This is a genomic window from Alkalicoccus luteus, assembly GCF_012034335.1.
GTDB classification, from domain to species: domain Bacteria; phylum Bacillota; class Bacilli; order Bacillales; family Salisediminibacteriaceae; genus Alkalicoccus; species Alkalicoccus luteus_A.
Map to the genome: position 1 here is coordinate 1 of NZ_JAATHJ010000030.1, position 18066 is coordinate 18066.

Sequence of the window (18066 nt, forward strand, 5' to 3'; positions counted from 1 at the left end):
GGAATAGCTATGACCTTTAGCGTTCACTTCACTTCTGATATAATTAACGGTGTCCACTTGTAACATCTCCTCATTTACCTCCTGCCAGAAAAATGGGTCCAACAGGAGTGTATTTGATTATGGGGGGGTTCACAAGTGGCTTTTTCTATGCATTGATCCTTATCTAGGATCCTACATAAAATCAATGCCGAACCTTACATTTTTAGTTTGCCATAAACAGAAAAATGCTTGAAATAGAAAGATTTTCCTTAATTTAACGTACATATATGTTCTTAAAAACGAATATTCACATAAAAAAAGAGAAAATATTCTAAAAAATTGGTTGACTTGTTCGTTATTACGAATTAAGCTTGTATAAAGAATTAAATAAAGAACAAAAACATTAATCTGTTCGTTATTGAGAATAGATAGACAGGAGGCTTCAAATGAATGAAAGCGGTCAGGAAATCCAGCTTCGAAAAATCTTTCAGTCGCTATTCCGAAAATGGTGGATTATTGTATTGCTGACAGTTTTAATTGGAGGGGGCGGCGCCTATGTATTTAAAGCAGAAACAGGCGAGCCGATGGCATCTGCTACAGCATCCGTTCTTGTCAATGACGGAGAGGGTGTTAAAGTAAACATGAAAACGCTCACGGCTATGATGAATGAACCAGCCGTACTTGAGCAGGTTGCATCGAAGCTGCCGTGGGAAACGAGCGTTGCAGCTTTAAATGGAAGTATATCCGCTGAAGAAGTAGAAGGATCACAAATCATCCGTGTGACAGCGGTAGGAGTGAATCCGGACCAAGCAGCAGAAACAGTGAATACTCTTGTAGAAACGTTCCCGGACATTGCCGGAGAAAAGGCAAATACACCGACGGCGATTGTGCTTTCAGAAGCTGATCCTGCAGAAGCAGGGTTCGTAGCCGCTGAAGGAGCCGGAAGAATGATGCTGATTATGGTGGCGATAGGACTCGCAGCGGGAATTGGCAGTGCACTGCTGATCGATGGCATGGATAGACGAATTCGCACAGAAAGAGAAGTGGAGCTGCTTCTGGAAGCTCCCGTGCTCGGTGCCACCTCAAAAATAAACAGACTTGCCATGCGCCCAAAGAAAGAGAGAAAAAAATCCGTCGTCGTAAAAGAGGGTGAAAATGTTGTTTAAAACAAGGAAAGATATGCAGATTTTTTATACGGCAGCGGGAACAAAGCTTGACCAGGAATATGGAAGAATTAAAGCAAACATCATCTTTGGAGCCAAAAAGCGAAACGCTCAAATCTTTAGCGTTTTATCTCAAAATCGTCAGGAAGGGAAGTCGACGCTGATTTCCTACTTAGGAATCGCCTTCAGTAAGGAAGAAAAGCGGGTGCTGCTGATCGATGGAAATTTTGAAAATCCAAAGCTTCATAAAATTTTCGGAATTGAAAATGATCAAGGCTTCAGCAATTTGTTGGCAGACGGCGGAGGGCTACAAGAAACGGTACTTAAAACAGAATTTCCAGGCTTAAGCATTCTTCCTGCCGGAACGATCTCTAAGCAACTGGAAACATCGATTCAAAGCAGCAGTATGGATGTGCTTCTGCAAAGTGCGAAAAGGAAGTATGATTTTATCTTTATTGATACCGGAGCGCTTCAATCAATGATTACATCTAAGTTGCTTGCGGCTAAAAGTGACAGCAGCATCATCGTCGTCAGACGAATGAGAACGAACTCTCATGATCTTCAGGAGCTGAAAACGTCGTTAGAAAGCTATGATATTCATGTGACCGGGGCGTTGTTTAATACAAAAAAACTCGCGTGGCTGAAGCGATAATTTTTTTGAAACAAATGTTCGTTATTAAGCACAAAAGTTCTCTTTAAAATCAGGAGCAGCTGCTGTCTCCTTTATCAACAGCAGCACTCGTTTACGCTGTGGGTAGGAGCCTTAGACGCAAGTCGTCGGTGGTGTGAAGTGAGGATGGGTTAAAGGCCCGTTTTTTTCTGGTGAAGTGTCCGGACATGCCGGATAGTTCAGCAGAAAAAAAGAAAGGAGGGATCAAATGAGAAAGCGAGTGTTTACGATATTGGATGCGCTGATCATAGCTGCAGCATTTACTTCAAGCTTCATTATAGTTGATGTAGCTACCGTCGCATTTGATCAGATCTATTGGATCTCAATTGCCATTATTTTGATCAGCTACTTTATCAGTTCCGGCTATTTCCGTATGAACAGGCGTGTCTGGCAGTATGCGAGCATTGGAGAAATGAAGCTGATTATGAAAACCTTGACTGCTGCAGTTGTCTTGAACGCTGTTATTCAGCTTGCAGTATTCGGATATATACAATACCGGGTGCTGTTTGTTACCTGGGCACTGATGCTGCTTGGAATTGGTGGTTTGCGGTTCATGCTGAGATTAAGACAGGATAAATGGAAGCATGCTTCAGTCAAACGAAGGAGAACAATGATTATTGGCGCAGGCTCAGCTGGAACGATGCTGGCCCGGCAGCTGCTGCAAAATCCGGACTGTGACCTGCAGCCGGTCGTTTTCGTGGATGATGATAAAAGCAAACGCGATTTGGATATATTATCGCTGCCGGTTCATGGACCGGCCGAGCGAATTCCGGAAATTGCAGCACAATTTGAAGTTGAACGAATCATCATCGCTATTCCTTCCTTAAAAAAGCGTGAGCTTTCAGACATTTACGAAGCTTGTTTAAAGACAGCTGTAAAAACGCAGGTGCTCCCGATGATCGAAGATCTGGTCACCGGAAAACTTTCTGTTAAAGAATTACGCGATGTATCTCCGGAGGATTTGTTAGGAAGGGAAGAGGTCGAATTGCATGAAGAGGCAATCTCAGCAGGAATTGCTCATAAAACGATTTTGATAACCGGAGCCGGAGGATCGATTGGTTCAGAATTGTGTCGTCAGATTGCTGCGTTTCAACCAGAACGAATGATTCTTACTGGTCACGGTGAAAACAGTATTTATCACATTTATATGGAGCTGAAACGAATTACTTCAGGAATTGAACTGATTCCATTAATTGCAGATGTGCAGGATTTCCAGCGTATGCATCAAATCATGTTGGAATACAGACCGCACCATGTCTATCATGCTGCTGCACATAAACATGTGCCTTTAATGGAAGTCAGCCCCCATGAGGCTGTGAAAAACAATTCTCTCGGAACCTATCATACTGCTCTGGCTGCCTCCGAAGCAGGCGTTGACTCCTTTGTGATGGTGTCAACTGATAAGGCTGTTAATCCGACGAGCGTTATGGGAGCGACGAAGCGGCTCGCGGAGATGCTTATTCATCATTTAAATGAACAAAGTGCAACGGCTTTTAGTGTTGTTCGGTTTGGAAATGTACTTGGAAGCAACGGAAGTGTCATTCCGCTTTTTAAAAAGCAGATCGAGGCAGGAGGACCGGTAACCGTCACCCATCCGGAGATGATCCGATACTTTATGACGATTCCGGAAGCATCGAGACTGGTTCTTCAGGCAGGCTCATTTGCAGAAGGTGGGGAGACATTTGTACTGGATATGGGCGAACCGGTAAAAATTAAAGATCTTGCAAAGAACCTGATCGCTCTAAGTGGTTATACAACAGAAGACATTCCTATTATTTATACCGGCATCCGTCCTGGTGAGAAACTTTATGAAGAGCTGTTAAATCCAGAAGAGGTACATGATGAACAAATCTACCCGAAAATTTACCTTGGAAAAGCTACTTCCATTCCGATGAACGAAATTGAACATATTTTAAACTCCTTTCATAAATGGGAAGAAGAAGAGATTAAAGAAGCTCTGTTGCAAGCTGCAAACCGAAAAGCTGCTGCTCCAGCAGAAATTCCGACAGCATAAAGGAGGAATAGACAGTGAAAGTGAAAAAAGCCATCATACCGGCAGCGGGTCTCGGCACACGATTTTTACCAGCCACGAAAGCAATGCCGAAAGAAATGCTGCCGATCATCGATAAACCGACGATTCAGTATATAGTTGAAGAAGCTGTCGCAAGTGGAATTGAAGATATCATTATCGTAACCGGGAAAGGAAAGCGGGCGATAGAGGACCATTTTGACCACGCCTTCGAGCTGGAAGAGTCGCTTTGGAAAAAAGAAAAGCACGAGCTGCTCGAAAAAGTAAGGGTGTCCTCGACGCTGGTAGACATTCACTACATTCGCCAAAAAGAACCGAAAGGACTCGGTCATGCGGTATGGTGCGCACGCAAATTTATCGGGGATGAGCCGTTTGCTGTACTACTCGGGGATGATATCGTTCATTCAAAAAAACCGTGTTTAAAACAGCTTATGGATGAATTTGAAACACATCAGGCACCCATACTCGGGGTTCAGAAAGTACCCAGAAACGAAACAGGACGCTATGGAATTGTAGATGCTGCAAGCGTTCATGGACGTTTATACAAAGCCTATTCTTTAGTTGAAAAACCAAATCCTGCTGATGCACCTTCGGACCTTGCCGTTTTAGGCAGATATATTTTGACACCGGATATTTTTGAACGGCTTGAGCATGCAGAGCCTGGTGCCGGCGGAGAAATACAGCTGACTGACGCGATCAGGGATATTGCCATTGAAAAAATGGTTTATGCGTATGACTTTGAAGGCATCCGCTATGACGTCGGTGAAAAGCTTGGCTTCATTCAAACGACGATATCATACGCCATGAGGGACGCAGCTCTAAAAGAGGCGCTAATCCCGTTTCTGCAAAAAGAAATCAGACAGGCGCTTCAGGAAGAACCGACATGAAAAAAATACTATTAATCGCGACCGTTTCCTATCACTTTAACGTGTTTCATCTGCCGTTTATTCGCTGGCTGAAGCAGGCTGGGTGGGAAGTTCATGCTGCAGCCGGAGGGGCAGAGAAAATTCAGGAAGTCGACCGGCAAATTACACTGCCAATTTCAAGAAGTCCAATGGATCGAAACAATGCGGCTGCATTTCAGCAGCTGAAGAGGCTGCTGGAAACCGAACAATATGATATCGTCCATGCGCATACTCCTGTTGGCGGAGTCCTAGGAAGACTTGCTGCAAGAAATGTACCGAAAACAAAGCTTTTTTACACCGCCCACGGCTTTCACTTTTGCAGCGGATCACCGCTCAGCAGCTGGCTAATGTACTATCCGGTAGAAAGGCTGTGTGCACGTTGGACAGATACCTTAATCACCATCAATGAAGAAGATTACAAACGTGCTGTAACCCACCGGTTTCCAGCTGGAAGAATCGTTCATGTCCATGGTGTTGGGATAGAAAAGACCGATGAAGTTAATACAAATATTCGACAGGAGCTCGGCATTTCAGATGATGCCGATATTTTATTTTATGCGGCGGAATTGAATAAAAATAAAAATCAGCGGCTTTTAGCTGAAATGCTTTCTTACCTGAAACATCCTGTTCATCTGGTACTTGCAGGAAGTGGTGACCCGGAGCCGGTAAGACAGGCTGCATTTGCGCACGGTACTGCTGATCGTGTTCACTTTCTGGGGAACAGACAGGATGTACCGAGTCTATACCGGCAGGCTACTATCGCTGTTGCTTCGAGTTTGAGAGAAGGACTTCCGGTGAATGTAATGGAGGCTATGTCGGCTGAGACTCCGGTAGTTGCTGTATCCAATCGCGGTCACCGGGAGCTGCTTGCAGGTTGCGGACTTCTTGTCGGCCGGGATAAACCAAGAGAATTTGCTGCAGCCTTGGATACATTGTTAGACAACCCGGAGTTGGCGAAAGATCTGGCTCGAAAAGCAAAAAACAAACTAGAGAGAATGTATACGAGCGGAAAAGTAATCAATGAGTTGGCGGGACTGTACAGAGAGGAGGCAGGTATCGGATGAGAGAGCCGCTGAGAGTTCTGCACGCGGTCGTCAATATGAATCGGGGTGGCGCGGAAACACTTTTAATGAATTTATATCGAAGCATGGACAGAAAGCGAATACAGTTTGATTTTCTTACAAGCTTTGAAGGAGTATATGATGACGAAATTCGTCGCTTAGGAGGACGGATTTATCGGATTCCCTCTATTCGGAATGGACCTAAAAAGTACGTAAAAGGACTGGATACATTTTTCAGCGAGCATTCGGATACGATGATTATTCATTCCCATATGGATAAGCTCAGCGGCATCGTGCTTGAACGAGCCGAGAAAGCAGGGGTGCCGGTCCGGATCGCGCACAGCCATAACACGTCGAGCGAAGGAAACAGACTGATAAAAATTTATAAATGGTCGGCAGGCAAAAAAATAAAATCCAGCGCAACGCACTTTATTGCATGCTCAAAGGAAGCGGGTCGATGGCTGTTTCCAGATCAGAACGATTATCTTGTACTAACAAATACGATTCGTACAGAAACCTTCTTATTTAACAAAATGAACCGGCGTCGTATAAGGGTTCAGCTTGGCCTTAATGAAACCCATACGCTTTATGGACATGTCGGAAGGTTTCAGACCCAAAAAAATCATCCTTATTTACTTAAACGATTTGCTGCTGTACACGCAGCTGAACCATCAGCGAGACTCATTTTGATTGGCTCAGGCCCCCAGGAACATGACCTTCGAAAACTTGCTTCACGATTAGGAATAAACAGAGCCGTTATGTTCGCAGGTATACAGGAAGATATAGCAGGGTTTCTGCATGCGATGGATGTTTTTATTTTCCCGTCATTACACGAAGGTCTGCCGGTATCAGTCATTGAAGCGCAGACAGCAGGACTACCGTGTCTGCTCGCTGACACGATAACGCCAGACATCGATATACAGGCCGGGCTTTGCCGGTTCCTGCCATTGTCTGATCCGGAACGCTGGGAGAAGATGATGGCGGGACTTATCGTGAGACGAAATGAGCGAAGGTCCAGGCTGATCGAAAAAAAGGCAGGGCTGTTCGACAGTAAGCAGGCAGCCGAGGATTTGCAATCGTTTTATGAAAGTCGCAGGCGGGAGGCAGACCGGTATGGATCTGACTATCTTTACACCAACGTATAACAGGGCCCATACCCTCCCGCGCGTATATGACAGCCTGCTTCGACAGACGGACAAACGCTTTATATGGATGATTATTGACGACGGTTCAACAGACAGTACCGCTGCATTGGTCAATAACTGGATAAAGCAGGCTGACATTACAATCATTTATCGCTATCAGGAGAATCAGGGCATGCACGGAGCACACAATACTGCTTACAACATGATCAGCACCCGGTGGAATACTTGTCTTGATTCGGATGACTTGTTTCTTCCTGAAGCGGTGGAACATATTTACAGAGCTGCTGCTGACTGTCCGGAATCCTGTACCGGGATCGCTTTTCACAACTGCGATATGAACAGCGACCGAATCGGAACAGCATTTCCGGATACAGAGACATCTACTCTTTACGATCTCTACCGCCGGCACCAAGTAAGAGGAGATAAAAAACTTGTATATAAAAGTGAATGGACCAGAAAGTGGCCATATCCGCTATTTGACTCAGAGCGGTATGTCGGTCTTGATTATAAATATTTGAACATAGATGCGAAAGGGCCGCTTTACCTGTGCAGCGAGGTAATCTGCCAAGTGGATTACCAGGATGATGGATCAAGTAAAAACATGCTCAGGCAGTACAAGCGGAATCCGGCTGGATTTTCCTTTTACCGGAAAGAAATGATGAAGCTGCCGCATGCTGGTATTGGATTCCAATATCGAAACGCCATTCATTATGTGTCCAGTTCCTGGCTCATTCGGAATAGACGCTTTCTTAATGAAACACCGAAAAAATGGCTTACTGCAGCAGCTATTCCGCCTGGGACGATGCTCGCAGGCTATATCTGGTGGAGAAACAAGTAGAAGAGGGGATAATCATGGAAATGCTCTGGCTGAACCTGGGGGCAGTTTTCGGATTTGCTGTGACGGCCAGATACTTTTCCAAATCCGTAACAGATACACTTCCGTTCCCCCAAAAAGTGAAACCTAATGCGGTGCTGGCTCTGCTGGCGCTTGCCATGATGGTAACAGTATCCGGACTGCGGAGCGGTATTGGGGATACTTACGTTTACAGGGAAGATTATGATAACACCATTTGGACGCTGCAGGCAGCTTTGGAGGGAGACGAACCCGGATTTGGAGTGCTTCAATGGCTGCTTCAATCGATTTCCTACGACGGACAAATACTTATTTTCACTTGCGCACTTATTACGCTGACGATTATTACAGCGGTAACGTATCATTATTCGAGATTATTCGAGCTAAGTCTTTACGTCTTTATTACTTCCGGTATGTTTCTAGTCTCCATGAATGGAATGAGGCAGTATTTAGCTGCTGCAATTGTATTTGCCGGCGCCTCCTTTTTATTCAACGGTAAGTTTGTTCCATATGCTGCTTTAGTGCTGCTGGCATCCACCTTCCATCAGAGCGCACTGATCATGCTGCCGGTCTACTTTATCGTACGAAGAAAAGCATGGACAAAGCAGACAATTTTGTTTCTTTTTGCAGGTGTTATTATCGCCTTCGGATATGAACAGTTCTCCTCCGTAATATTTGGAGCGCTAGAAGATACGAGATATGGAGGATATTCCGAATTTGATGAAGGCGGCGCCAACATTATTCGCGTAGCCGTGGCTGCGGCACCGCTTATTGTAGCGTATATGGGGCGGCACAAGCTGGAGAAAATCTTTCCTCAGGCAGATGTGGTTGTGAATTTATCGTTAATGGGTGTCCTGTTTATGCTGCTTTCAACCCAGCTTTGGATCTTTGCAAGGATGGCGATCTACTTCGATTTGTTTTCCCTGATACTCGTTTCCTGGATCGTGAAAGTGTTTGCCAAAAAAGATCAGCCGTTTATCTACTTTGCAATCGTCGGCTGTTATCTCATTTATTTTGTGTTCGAATACTCAGTAACGTTAAACATTCAGTATAACAGCCAGTACATTCCACTGTTCAGAGGAGGTGAATGATGTGAAAGAACTGATTGTGGTAGGGGCAGGAGGGCACAGCAAAGTAGTGGAAGAAACGGTCGCACGGGAAGGGAATTACGTTATAAAAGCTATTGCAGATGACAAATTTGATGAGGTTATCATGCACAAAGGACGTATTCATATGCCGCTGATGACGGCGGCATCGCTGCTGCAGCTGTTTCCGGAAGCACGGTGGATTATTGCTGTCGGTTCGAACGAAACGAGACGGAGATTGAGGGAAAAGCTGCCAGTTCCACAAACAAAGTATGCTGTCATTATCGATCCATCAGCAGTTGTAAGCCCAAGTGCCGTCATTGGTTTCGGAACCGTCATTTTTGCAAATGCCGTCATTCAGGCGTCTGCCAAAATCGGGGAGCACGTCATCATCAATACATCCAGCATCATTGAACATGATGCTTTTGTAGGAAGCTATGTGCATGTTTCTCCGCAGGCGGTTCTTACCGGAGCAGCAGCTGTTTTAGAAGGGGCACACATTGGAGCAAACGCCAGTGTTATTCCCGGGAAGACCGTAGGACAGTGGGCTATAGTAGGGGCCGGCTCAACGGTTGTTCATTCGATTCCAGGCTACATCACGGCCGTAGGCTCACCAGCGCAGCGGATTCGGAAAGGAGGGAAAGAAGTTGAAGAACATACGGGCTGAACCAATTTATTTGTCGCCGCCGCATCTCGGAGGTACAGAAGCAGATTATGTAGGGGAAGCATTTCGGGATAATTGGATTGCACCTGTTGGTCCTCATATTAAATTATTTGAAGAAGAGATGGCTGCATATTGCGGAGTAAACCGGGCGGTAGCGCTATCCTCCGGTACAGCAGCCATTCACCTGGCGCTAGACGTACTTGGAGTTGGAAAAGGAGACAGAGTATATTGCTCAACGCTGACATTCGTTGCTAGTGCGAACCCGGTTTTGTATCAACAGGCCGAGCCGGTGTTTATCGATTCCGATCCGGAAACGTGGAACATGTCCCCGGAGGTTCTGGAGAGAGCACTGAAATTTGATGCAGCAAGAGGCAAACTGCCGAAAGCTTGTATTGTTGTGAATCTGTATGGTCAGAGCGCTGATTTGAAGCCTATTAATCAGCTTTGCAGAAAGTACGGTGTCTATGTAGTCGAAGACGCAGCAGAATCGCTTGGTGCTGTTTATCAATCGTCATTCTCAGGTACCCTCGGCGACATCGGAATTTTTTCATTTAACGGGAATAAGATCATTACAACTTCAGGCGGAGGAATGCTTGTTACTGATAACGCGGATTTTGCAGATCAGGCGGCACACTTAGCGACGCAGGCCAAAGAAGCTGCCGAGCACTATGAGCATACCCGCTGCGGCTATAATTACCGGATGAGCAACATCAGTGCAGGCATTGGAAGGGGACAGCTGAGGGTGCTGAACAGGAGGGTGAATGAGAAGCGAACCATTTATCAGCGCTATGCAGAGTCAGCCCTGCCGTTTACCTACATGCCGGAAGCATCATATGGAAGAGCAACTCGATGGCTGACAGCAGCTCTGCTGCCGGAAGGCGTTGCATCTGTGCCCTTTATCCATAAACTGCGGACTGAACGGATTGAAGCAAGACGTGTCTGGAAGCCGTTGCATTTGCAGCCGCTATTTAAACATGCTGATTCCTTTTTACACGAAAGAAATACCGCTGAAATGCTGTTTAATAGAGGCATTTGTCTTCCGTCAGGTACGGCAATGAGTGCTTCCATCCAGCAGGAAGTGATCGGATTCATGGAGGAATATTTCCATCAGTCCAATCCACAGGAGGCGGTTGTTTTCTAAATCCAACCATAAAGAGGGTATGAACATGATTGGACAAAACATAACAAGACTCCGGAAAGCGAAGGGGATGACATTGACGGAGTTAGCAGAGCAGGCGAATATATCGAAATCAAATCTAAGTAATATCGAAAGAGGCATCAATGAGAATCCATCAATCAAAGTTCTGGAGAAGCTTGCTGAAGTTCTGGAAACAGATTTAATCGCCCTTCTTGGTATTCAGTCGGAAAGCGGAAGAACAGATGGACAGGAAAACCTGCTGGATCGAATAAGAGAGTTAAATGTTAGTGAAGAAGATTTGAAAGAATATGAGAAAGTACTTGAATTTATAATCTGGCAAAAAAAAAAGGACGGTCTTAAAGGGGGGATGACAGGATGACAAAAATCGGTATATCCGGAACTGGTTTTATTGCCACAGGGCTTTATAAAAGACTTCAGCAGGATGAAGAATTCACCGTATCCAGTGTATTAACCCGGAGAAAACCTGAAGATGTCGTGCAAATAGAAACTATGCTTCTTACGAACGACATAGGGAAGTTTGTTGCTTCTGCTGATATCATTGTCGAATGCAGCGGAGATGTGCATCACGGAACGGAAGTGATTGAAGAGGCACACCGGATGGGGCTTCCGGTTGTGACGATGAATGCCGAGCTTCAAGTAACAACAGGATCTTATTTCATAAAAACTGGATACATCACCGAGGCGGAAGGTGATCAGCCGGGATGCTTGGCAGCACTAAATGAGAATGTGAAAGCTATGGGGTTCAACCCAATAGTGTATGGGAATATTAAAGGGTTCTTAAATAATAATCCCATAAAAAGTGACATGCTTTATTGGGCTGAAAAACAGGGTTTTACATTAGATAAGGTAGTTTCTTTTACAGATGGTACAAAAGTTCAAATTGAGCAAGTATTAACTGCTAATGGATTAAATGCAACGATCGCTCAATCTGGATTAATAGGCCCCAAAAGTTCTAATGTTGAGGAGGGAGCATTAATCCTGGCGGGTCACCAAACCGGAGAAGCTCCTATAAGTGACTTTATCATTTGTCCTCAAGGACCGCCTGGAGTATTTATTGCAGCGTCACATGAAGAAGTTCAAAAGAACGCTTTAGCTACTTATAAAATGGGTGAAGGGCCATATTACACAATAGGTACTTCTTTTCATTTATGTTTCTTTGAAATAGTAAAAACACTTCGTCGAGTCGTAAAAGGAGAACCACCATTGTTGACAAACGGCAGTGATCCGCTAATAAGTGCGGCAGCTATTGCGAAGCGAAAGCTTGAACCGGGTGATTTCATTTCGGAGGGATGCGGAAGTTTTGAGGTGCGAGGGGAAGCAGTAAAAACAGCACTTCAGCCGGATCATATACCGATTGGTTTAATAAAGGATGCTGTAGTGAAACGACCAGTGGCTGCAGGAAAAATACTTAACATATCAGACCTGGAGCTTCCTCATTCACGGGCATTATCCATTTGGAAATCGCTTCAGACTGCTTCAGAGGTGAGATAAATGAAAAGCCGTTCAGTCATTCACGTAACTGGTGCAATGAATATGGGAGGAACGGAAAGAATGCTGATGACGCTGCTTAGGATGAAGCCGCCCTGGAAGAGCATTTTTTTAACTTACGGCACCGGAACCGGTACGTTTGATCAGGAAATAAAGGATCTAGATGGAGAAATAAGGACGATTCCCAATCCGGGATCGTTATCTGATCACTTCCAGCTTTTTCGAACTGTGAAGCCGGCAGCCGTTCACGCACACACTCTTTTTCAGAGCGGAATTCCCCTTGCAGCAGCAAGAGCGGCGGGGGTGCCAATCCGAATTGCCCACGCTCACACGACTGCGGACCCTTCAGACAAAAAAGGAAGGTTCATTTATGAAAAGCTTATGAGAGCAAGCATAGCGTTGAGCGCGACTGACTATCGGGCCTGCAGCTCGGCAGCAGGAAATTATTTATTTGCTGGGAAATCGTTTGAAGTCATGCCTAACCTGTTTGACCCTAAGCAATTTAAACGACCTCCCGAAGCGGAGGTGCTGAGATTGAAACTAAAATACGGGTGGACGGATAAACTGGTATTAGGCAGCGTAGGCAGACTGACAAAGGTGAAAAATCATGCATTTATGCTCGATATGTTAAGCGAGCTGCACAAGCAGGGGATCAAGGCTGTTTTACTGGTTGTTGGAGACGGAGATCAGCTTAAAACGCTGAGGCGGAAAGCAGAGGAACTGTCAGTTGCTGAATTAGTTACATTTACCGGTGCTGTCGAGGATCCTTCCATCTACTATCATCTGATGGATGTTTTTTTAATGCCATCTCTTTTTGAGGGGCTTGGGATTGCAGCACTGGAAGCTCAAGCTTCCTTAACACCGGTGCTCGGGTCAGAGGCTTTGCAGCCGGAAGCCGATCTGGGAGGAGGGTTGCTCTACAAATTGCCTCTGGAAGCTGGATCTGCAATCTGGGCAGAAAAAGCGATATCTGTTGCAACAGATTCACATAAAGGTACAAGTGATCCTGTCGCAGTGCCCCCGGAAGAAGTGTTGAAACATTATTATCAGCTCTACAGGTGGAAAGGAGGCGGACATGAGCAAAAAACTGCTGATTATATCATTTGATCTGGAAATAGGCGGAGTCGAGAAGAGCCTGATATCCCTGCTTGAAGAGTTAAGTAAAAGCTCGTATGATGTTCATTTATTTCTCATGAGTCATACAGGAGAGTTAATGGATGAAATTCCTGATAACATAAAGCTCCTTCCTGAAATACCTGCTTATGCTACATTTAGAAAATCAATTAAAGATACCTTTGCAAGTCGGTTTTACAGAATAGGCTGGGAAAGGCTGCTTGCTAAAGTGAAGGCAAATGCAGCTGGAAAACAGTTAAATCTGGAAGAGCCTGGATACAGGCAAATGCAGTGGATGTGGGAGAGAACGATTGAACGGCTTCCACAAATACCAGGTACTTATGATATGGTGATCAGTTTTTTGTGGCCGCACTATGCAGCTTTAAATGCAGAAGCCCCCAAAAAAGCGGCATGGATTCACACTGATTTCTCAAAGGCCGAAGTCGACCGGGAGCTGGATCGGAGCGTCTGGGAAACCTTTGATACAATCGCCGCTGTTTCCGGTACAGTTCGCCAGGCTTTTTTATCCGTATATCCTGAATTCAGTCATAAAACAGTAGTAGTCGAAAATGTGCTTCCAACAGAGCGGATTATAAGGGAAGCACAAGCATGCGAGAAAGTAACCTCAGATAATAAGCATATACTGACAATTGCACGTTTATCACACGCTAAAGGAATTGATACAGCAATTTATACAGCGGCTGAATTAAAAAAGCGGAATCGCTTTTCTTTTTTATGGCAAGTAATCGGATACGGCGGTGAAGAACCTGCATTAAAAAAGCTAATGGAAGAATTAAACGTTCAGGATTGCTTTCAACTGCTAGGTAAGAAGCGCAATCCTTACACGTATTTGAAAAGCGCTGATTTATATGTTCAACCGTCCAGGTACGAAGGAAAAGCGGTCACCGTGTCGGAAGCTCAGCTCTTCGGCATTCCAGTAGTCATTGCAGGCTATCCGACAGCAGCAGCCCAGGTGAAACATCTCGAGAACGGAATAATTTCCGGTCAGACATCAGCAGATTTAGCGGACAGTATTGAAGATGTGATGCTTCATAAAGAAGTGGCAGCTCGGCTGAGGGCCGGTTGCGCAAAGCTCGATTTTTCAGCAGAAAGCCAGATGGCTCAATTTCATGAATTGATCAGGGGGGGCCCATGAATACACTTATCACGCTTATCGTACCGGTCTATAATGTGGAACCCTATATTGAAGAATGCCTTACTTCACTTGTTCAGCAGACATATCCGCACTTACAAATTGTGATCGTAAATGATGGAAGTAAAGACAGAAGCAGAGAGATTGCAGCTTCCTTTCAAAAAGAGGATGCGAGAATCACGATCGTAGATAAAGAAAACGGCGGATTATCGGACGCTAGAAACGCAGGGATGGCTCACATCAAAGGAGAATATACAGCGTTTGTAGACAGTGATGACGTACTCGCGAGGGACTGGGTGGAGAAAACACTTCGTGCTGCCTTACTGAACCGGGCTGATATTGTTCAGACAAATCATGTCTACATGTGGCCGGATAAAATGCTTATTGATTCCAGGACGCAGCATCACACTCTCCCGTTTCTTCTCGAACGTGAAGATGCGATGAGAGCGCTCATAGATAATGTGTATCTGAAAAACTTTGCCTGGGGCAAACTGTATCGTTCAGAGCTGATAAAAGACAAACCCTTTCCAGTAGGAAAGCTGTTTGAGGATATGTTCTGGCAGCATCTGGTGTTTCATGATGCAACGTTAGTAGCCTACGTTCAGGAAGCGTTATATGGATACAGGCAGAGAGAAGGAAGCATCATCGCTGCGTATTCGGTTAAACACATGGACATTCTGGATGGAATTTTAGATCGCTGCAGGTTCATGAAGCTGTATTACCCGAAGCTTTATGAAAAGCAGCGTGAAGAGGCTGTGCAAATGCACCTCATTCATTATAAGCTTCTCGCCCGAAAGCCGTTTAACAAACAATGGCAACGGGCCCGCAGGCGCATTAAGCGGGAAATGGTACAAGGATTGTTAATGCAGCCGGTTCTCTCGAGGGAAGAAATGATTAAACAGCATCGGCTGTTTCTAAAAAGTCCGCTTCTTTATATCGGAAGAGAAGGTATCGAGAAAGGAAGGAGAGCTGCAGGATTAACGCAAACTGTGTCACCTTTAAGGCCTGTAACAGGGGAGGCCGGCCTGATATGAAGATAAAAGAAAAAGCAGCGTTCTTACTTCTTAGAGTGATGGCTATCTTTCCGGTTAAGTGGAACAGAGTGGTGTTTATGAGCTACGATGGAGCACAATACAGCTGCAACCCCAAATATATCAGTGAAGAAATGGCCAGATCCCAAGCGCATTTAGAAGGTATCTGGGTGTTAATAAAACCGCGCACAGAAGCAGCATACAAATCGGTAAAGCCGATGTCGCTCGCATATTTTTATTATCTTGCGACAGCTAAAATAATCGTGACGAATCAGCGTCTTCCTTCTTTCTATCATAAGCGGAAGCAGCAAAGATACATTCAGACTTGGCACAGTTCACTTCGGTTAAAAAAAATCGAAAAGGATGCATTCGATTTTTTGCCACAGTCTTACAGACAAAAAGCCCTTCGTGATTCGTCAATGTGTGATTTGCTTTTGAGCGGCTGCCGAACAAGTACTGATATTATGAATCAGGCTTTTTGGTATGATGGTCGGATTTCAGAAGCGGGTACTCCGAGAAACGATGTGCTGGTCAACGAATGGCGGAGAAAGATCACAGGAAAACAAGTTAAGAATAAACTTGGATTATCAGAAGACGAACAGCTTGCCGTGATTGCTCCAACCTTTCGTCAGCACGGTCAGCCGTCATTACCGAACGCTGAACATTTAAAACGAGTACTTCATCAGTCCTTTGGAGGAAAGTGGCAGACACTTATTCGACTACATCCTCATATCAGAGCCTCTGAGACAGCAGGCTACCGACGGACAGATGAAATTGAAGATATGCAGGAGCTGCTTGCAGCTGCCTCGATTGTCATCACTGATTATTCGTCGCTCATGTTTGATTTTATGCTGACGGCGAAACCACTGCTGCTCTATACGCCAGATCTGGACACTTACTCTCAAGCAGAAAGAGGGTTTTATTTTACGTTTCAGGAGCTTCCTTTTCCTATTATTCGCGATGAGTCTCAATTGGTTGAGGTTTTGTCGAACTGGTCACAATCTGCCTACGAGAAGAAGCGCCAGGCGTTTTTAGAAAAACATGTCTTCTTCGAAACAGGGAATGCTTCAGAAACAATAGCAGGTGAGATTGCCTCATTTTGTAAACGAGAGGAGATGAGCACAGTTGAAACAATATAAAACCGGATATACGACTGGTGTATTTGATTTGTTTCACATCGGACATTTAACTATTCTGGAGAAAGCTAAATCTCAGTGCAGTCATTTGATCGTTGGAGTCAGTACCGATGACCTTGTGATGAAGTCCAAAAATAAGCTGCCGGTTATCCCATTTGCTGAGCGGATATCAATTATAGCTGCACTTTCGTGTGTGGACGAAGTCGTCCCGCAATGGGACAAAAACAAGTATGCAGCCTGGGAGAGGCTCCGGTTTGATGCCATGTTTGTCGGAGATGACTGGAAAGGAAGCAGCTTGTTTCAGGAAACCGAACAAGCACTGTCGGTGCATGGAGTCGATGTGATCTACTTTCCATATACAAAAGGTATTTCTTCTACAATGCTTACGGAAAAGCTCAAAGTGATGAAAATAAGTGAGCTGGAGGAACAGCCGTGGAGCTAACTAAAATCAGTGTCATTGTTCCATTTATGAATGTTGAAGCCTATTTGGAGGAATGTCTTGAAAGCCTTGCAAAGCAAACTCATCCGAATCTTGAGATCGTCATGATTGATGACGGTTCGACAGACGGGAGCAGTAAGATCGCAGAAGCATATGCAGATCGATATTCACACTTTTATTTATATTCTCAACCTAATCAGGGTGTAGCAGAAGCCAGAAATCACGGGCTTAGACGAGCAACAGGCGAATGGATCGGCTTCGTTGATTCGGACGACTGGGTTAGAGCAGAGATGTTTGAGCAATTGCATAAAGCGGCTGAAAAAACATCTTCTGACATTGCTGTCTGTGGGCACGCCAGACAATATGGAGCGCGAGTCACAGAATTCAATGATGAAGTGAAGAGTATTGTTCTTAACAGAGAGCAGGCACTCTATGAACTGTTCAAAGGAGAAATTTACAGGTTTGCACTGTGGAATAAGCTCTATAAAAAAAGCCTGTTCGCAAATGTTACTTTCCCACCAGGTAAAATTCATGAAGATTTAGCCATTTCTCCATCACTGTTCATAAATGCTGAGAAAACGGTCGTCCTTGCTTGGACAGGGTACGTTTACCGTGCAAGAGAAAACAGCATTTTAATGGAGCGATATCACAAAGGACGAATGGACAGCTACGAAGCCTGGGAGTACATCATTGAAAAGATGACTCTGAAAGAACCAGCGGTTATGCCTGAGGTGTGGAGGCGTTACACGTGGTGGACTATTGATGCATTGTATACAGTGATGCATGACCTAGCTTCCCGAAAAGAAGCTAATCAGTTTTTCGGAGCGATCCGCACTTCGTTTATAAAAAACTATGACGCAATTGCTCCGCACATCACAGATAAAAAAACTGCTGTAAAAATAAAAATGATCAGGTCAGGATTTTTTTACGCTAAAGAAAGTAATCGACTTTTAGTAGTAAATATCATGCAAAGGCTTCAGCGGGGAGGTTAAT

18 protein-coding genes are annotated in these 18066 nt (G+C 44.9%); all 18 read left to right on the top strand.

Features of this window, described 5'->3' with window-relative positions:
- The first annotated feature begins 425 nt into the window (after positions 1–425).
- Positions 426–1145, top strand: coding sequence for a YveK family protein (locus tag HCN83_RS14535; protein ID WP_168008560.1), 720 nt, complete (start codon positions 426–428; stop codon positions 1143–1145).
- Positions 1146–1158: 13 nt separating this feature from the next.
- Positions 1159–1794, top strand: a complete 636-nt coding sequence (locus tag HCN83_RS14540; RefSeq protein ID WP_168008562.1) for a CpsD/CapB family tyrosine-protein kinase — start codon at positions 1159–1161, stop codon at positions 1792–1794.
- A gap of 226 nt (positions 1795–2020) precedes the next feature.
- Positions 2021–3826, top strand: coding sequence for a polysaccharide biosynthesis protein (locus HCN83_RS14545; protein WP_168008564.1), 1806 nt, complete (start codon positions 2021–2023; stop codon positions 3824–3826).
- A gap of 14 nt (positions 3827–3840) precedes the next feature.
- A complete protein-coding gene (gene galU / locus HCN83_RS14550; RefSeq protein WP_168008566.1) occupies positions 3841–4728 on the top strand; it encodes a UTP--glucose-1-phosphate uridylyltransferase GalU in 888 nt (295 codons plus the stop codon).
- Positions 4725–5810 carry a glycosyltransferase family 4 protein gene (locus HCN83_RS14555; RefSeq protein WP_168008568.1) on the top strand — a complete coding sequence of 362 codons (1086 nt, stop codon included), beginning with the start codon at positions 4725–4727 and terminating at the stop codon, positions 5808–5810. Before galU ends, HCN83_RS14555 begins: the two co-directional genes overlap by 4 nt.
- Positions 5807–6952: a glycosyltransferase family 1 protein gene (locus HCN83_RS14560; RefSeq protein WP_168008570.1), complete on the top strand. Its 1146-nt coding sequence runs from the start codon at positions 5807–5809 to the stop codon at positions 6950–6952. Before HCN83_RS14555 ends, HCN83_RS14560 begins: the two co-directional genes overlap by 4 nt.
- Positions 6921–7790, top strand: a complete 870-nt coding sequence (locus HCN83_RS14565; protein ID WP_168008572.1) for a glycosyltransferase family 2 protein — start codon at positions 6921–6923, stop codon at positions 7788–7790. Before HCN83_RS14560 ends, HCN83_RS14565 begins: the two co-directional genes overlap by 32 nt.
- 14 nt (positions 7791–7804) lie before the next feature.
- Positions 7805–8896, top strand: coding sequence for an EpsG family protein (locus HCN83_RS14570; RefSeq protein ID WP_168008574.1), 1092 nt, complete (start codon positions 7805–7807; stop codon positions 8894–8896).
- A gap of 1 nt (position 8897) precedes the next feature.
- Positions 8898–9557: a NeuD/PglB/VioB family sugar acetyltransferase gene (locus tag HCN83_RS14575; protein ID WP_168008576.1), complete on the top strand. Its 660-nt coding sequence runs from the start codon at positions 8898–8900 to the stop codon at positions 9555–9557.
- Positions 9538–10695 carry an aminotransferase class I/II-fold pyridoxal phosphate-dependent enzyme gene (locus tag HCN83_RS14580; protein WP_205774677.1) on the top strand — a complete coding sequence of 386 codons (1158 nt, stop codon included), beginning with the start codon at positions 9538–9540 and terminating at the stop codon, positions 10693–10695. Before HCN83_RS14575 ends, HCN83_RS14580 begins: the two co-directional genes overlap by 20 nt.
- A 25-nt stretch (positions 10696–10720) precedes the next feature.
- Complete coding sequence (locus HCN83_RS14585) at positions 10721–11071, top strand: helix-turn-helix domain-containing protein (protein ID WP_168008577.1); 351 nt, start codon at positions 10721–10723, stop codon at positions 11069–11071.
- Positions 11068–12204 (top strand): SAF domain-containing protein, encoded by a 1137-nt coding sequence (locus HCN83_RS14590; RefSeq protein ID WP_168008579.1) that lies wholly within the window; start codon positions 11068–11070, stop codon positions 12202–12204. The genes HCN83_RS14585 and HCN83_RS14590 overlap by 4 nt, the downstream gene beginning before the upstream one ends.
- Before the next feature lie 42 nt (positions 12205–12246).
- Positions 12247–13308: a glycosyltransferase gene (locus HCN83_RS14595; RefSeq protein ID WP_168008581.1), complete on the top strand. Its 1062-nt coding sequence runs from the start codon at positions 12247–12249 to the stop codon at positions 13306–13308.
- Positions 13277–14470, top strand: a complete 1194-nt coding sequence (locus tag HCN83_RS14600) for a glycosyltransferase (protein ID WP_168008583.1) — start codon at positions 13277–13279, stop codon at positions 14468–14470. The genes HCN83_RS14595 and HCN83_RS14600 overlap by 32 nt, the downstream gene beginning before the upstream one ends.
- On the top strand, positions 14467–15501 hold the full coding sequence (locus tag HCN83_RS14605) for a glycosyltransferase family 2 protein (protein ID WP_168008585.1): 1035 nt from the start codon (positions 14467–14469) through the stop codon (positions 15499–15501). The genes HCN83_RS14600 and HCN83_RS14605 overlap by 4 nt, the downstream gene beginning before the upstream one ends.
- Positions 15498–16637: a CDP-glycerol glycerophosphotransferase family protein gene (locus HCN83_RS14610; protein WP_168008587.1), complete on the top strand. Its 1140-nt coding sequence runs from the start codon at positions 15498–15500 to the stop codon at positions 16635–16637. Before HCN83_RS14605 ends, HCN83_RS14610 begins: the two co-directional genes overlap by 4 nt.
- The gene (locus HCN83_RS14615; RefSeq protein WP_168008589.1) at positions 16624–17076 is read left to right on the top strand and encodes an adenylyltransferase/cytidyltransferase family protein; all 453 of its coding nucleotides are present in this window, start codon (positions 16624–16626) and stop codon (positions 17074–17076) included. The genes HCN83_RS14610 and HCN83_RS14615 overlap by 14 nt, the downstream gene beginning before the upstream one ends.
- Positions 17067–18065: a glycosyltransferase gene (locus HCN83_RS14620; RefSeq protein WP_205774678.1), complete on the top strand. Its 999-nt coding sequence runs from the start codon at positions 17067–17069 to the stop codon at positions 18063–18065. Before HCN83_RS14615 ends, HCN83_RS14620 begins: the two co-directional genes overlap by 10 nt.
- Position 18066 lies beyond the last annotated feature (1 nt).

Bases quoted from the DNA above. Each gene is read 5' to 3' on its own strand.
- HCN83_RS14535 (WP_168008560.1), top strand. From the start codon at position 426: ATGAATGAAAGCGGTCAGGAAATCCAGCTTCGAAAAATCTTTCAGTCG.
- HCN83_RS14555 (WP_168008568.1), top strand. From the start codon at position 4,725: ATGAAAAAAATACTATTAATCGCGACCGTTTCCTATCACTTTAACGTG.
- HCN83_RS14570 (WP_168008574.1), top strand. From the start codon at position 7,805: ATGGAAATGCTCTGGCTGAACCTGGGGGCAGTTTTCGGATTTGCTGTG.
- HCN83_RS14540 (WP_168008562.1), top strand. From the start codon at position 1,159: ATGCAGATTTTTTATACGGCAGCGGGAACAAAGCTTGACCAGGAATAT.
- HCN83_RS14600 (WP_168008583.1), top strand. From the start codon at position 13,277: ATGAGCAAAAAACTGCTGATTATATCATTTGATCTGGAAATAGGCGGA.
- HCN83_RS14585 (WP_168008577.1), top strand. From the start codon at position 10,721: ATGATTGGACAAAACATAACAAGACTCCGGAAAGCGAAGGGGATGACA.
- HCN83_RS14565 (WP_168008572.1), top strand. From the start codon at position 6,921: ATGGATCTGACTATCTTTACACCAACGTATAACAGGGCCCATACCCTC.
- HCN83_RS14545 (WP_168008564.1), top strand. From the start codon at position 2,021: ATGAGAAAGCGAGTGTTTACGATATTGGATGCGCTGATCATAGCTGCA.
- HCN83_RS14560 (WP_168008570.1), top strand. From the start codon at position 5,807: ATGAGAGAGCCGCTGAGAGTTCTGCACGCGGTCGTCAATATGAATCGG.
- HCN83_RS14610 (WP_168008587.1), top strand. From the start codon at position 15,498: ATGAAGATAAAAGAAAAAGCAGCGTTCTTACTTCTTAGAGTGATGGCT.
- HCN83_RS14605 (WP_168008585.1), top strand. From the start codon at position 14,467: ATGAATACACTTATCACGCTTATCGTACCGGTCTATAATGTGGAACCC.
- HCN83_RS14595 (WP_168008581.1), top strand. From the start codon at position 12,247: ATGGGAGGAACGGAAAGAATGCTGATGACGCTGCTTAGGATGAAGCCG.
- HCN83_RS14590 (WP_168008579.1), top strand. From the start codon at position 11,068: ATGACAAAAATCGGTATATCCGGAACTGGTTTTATTGCCACAGGGCTT.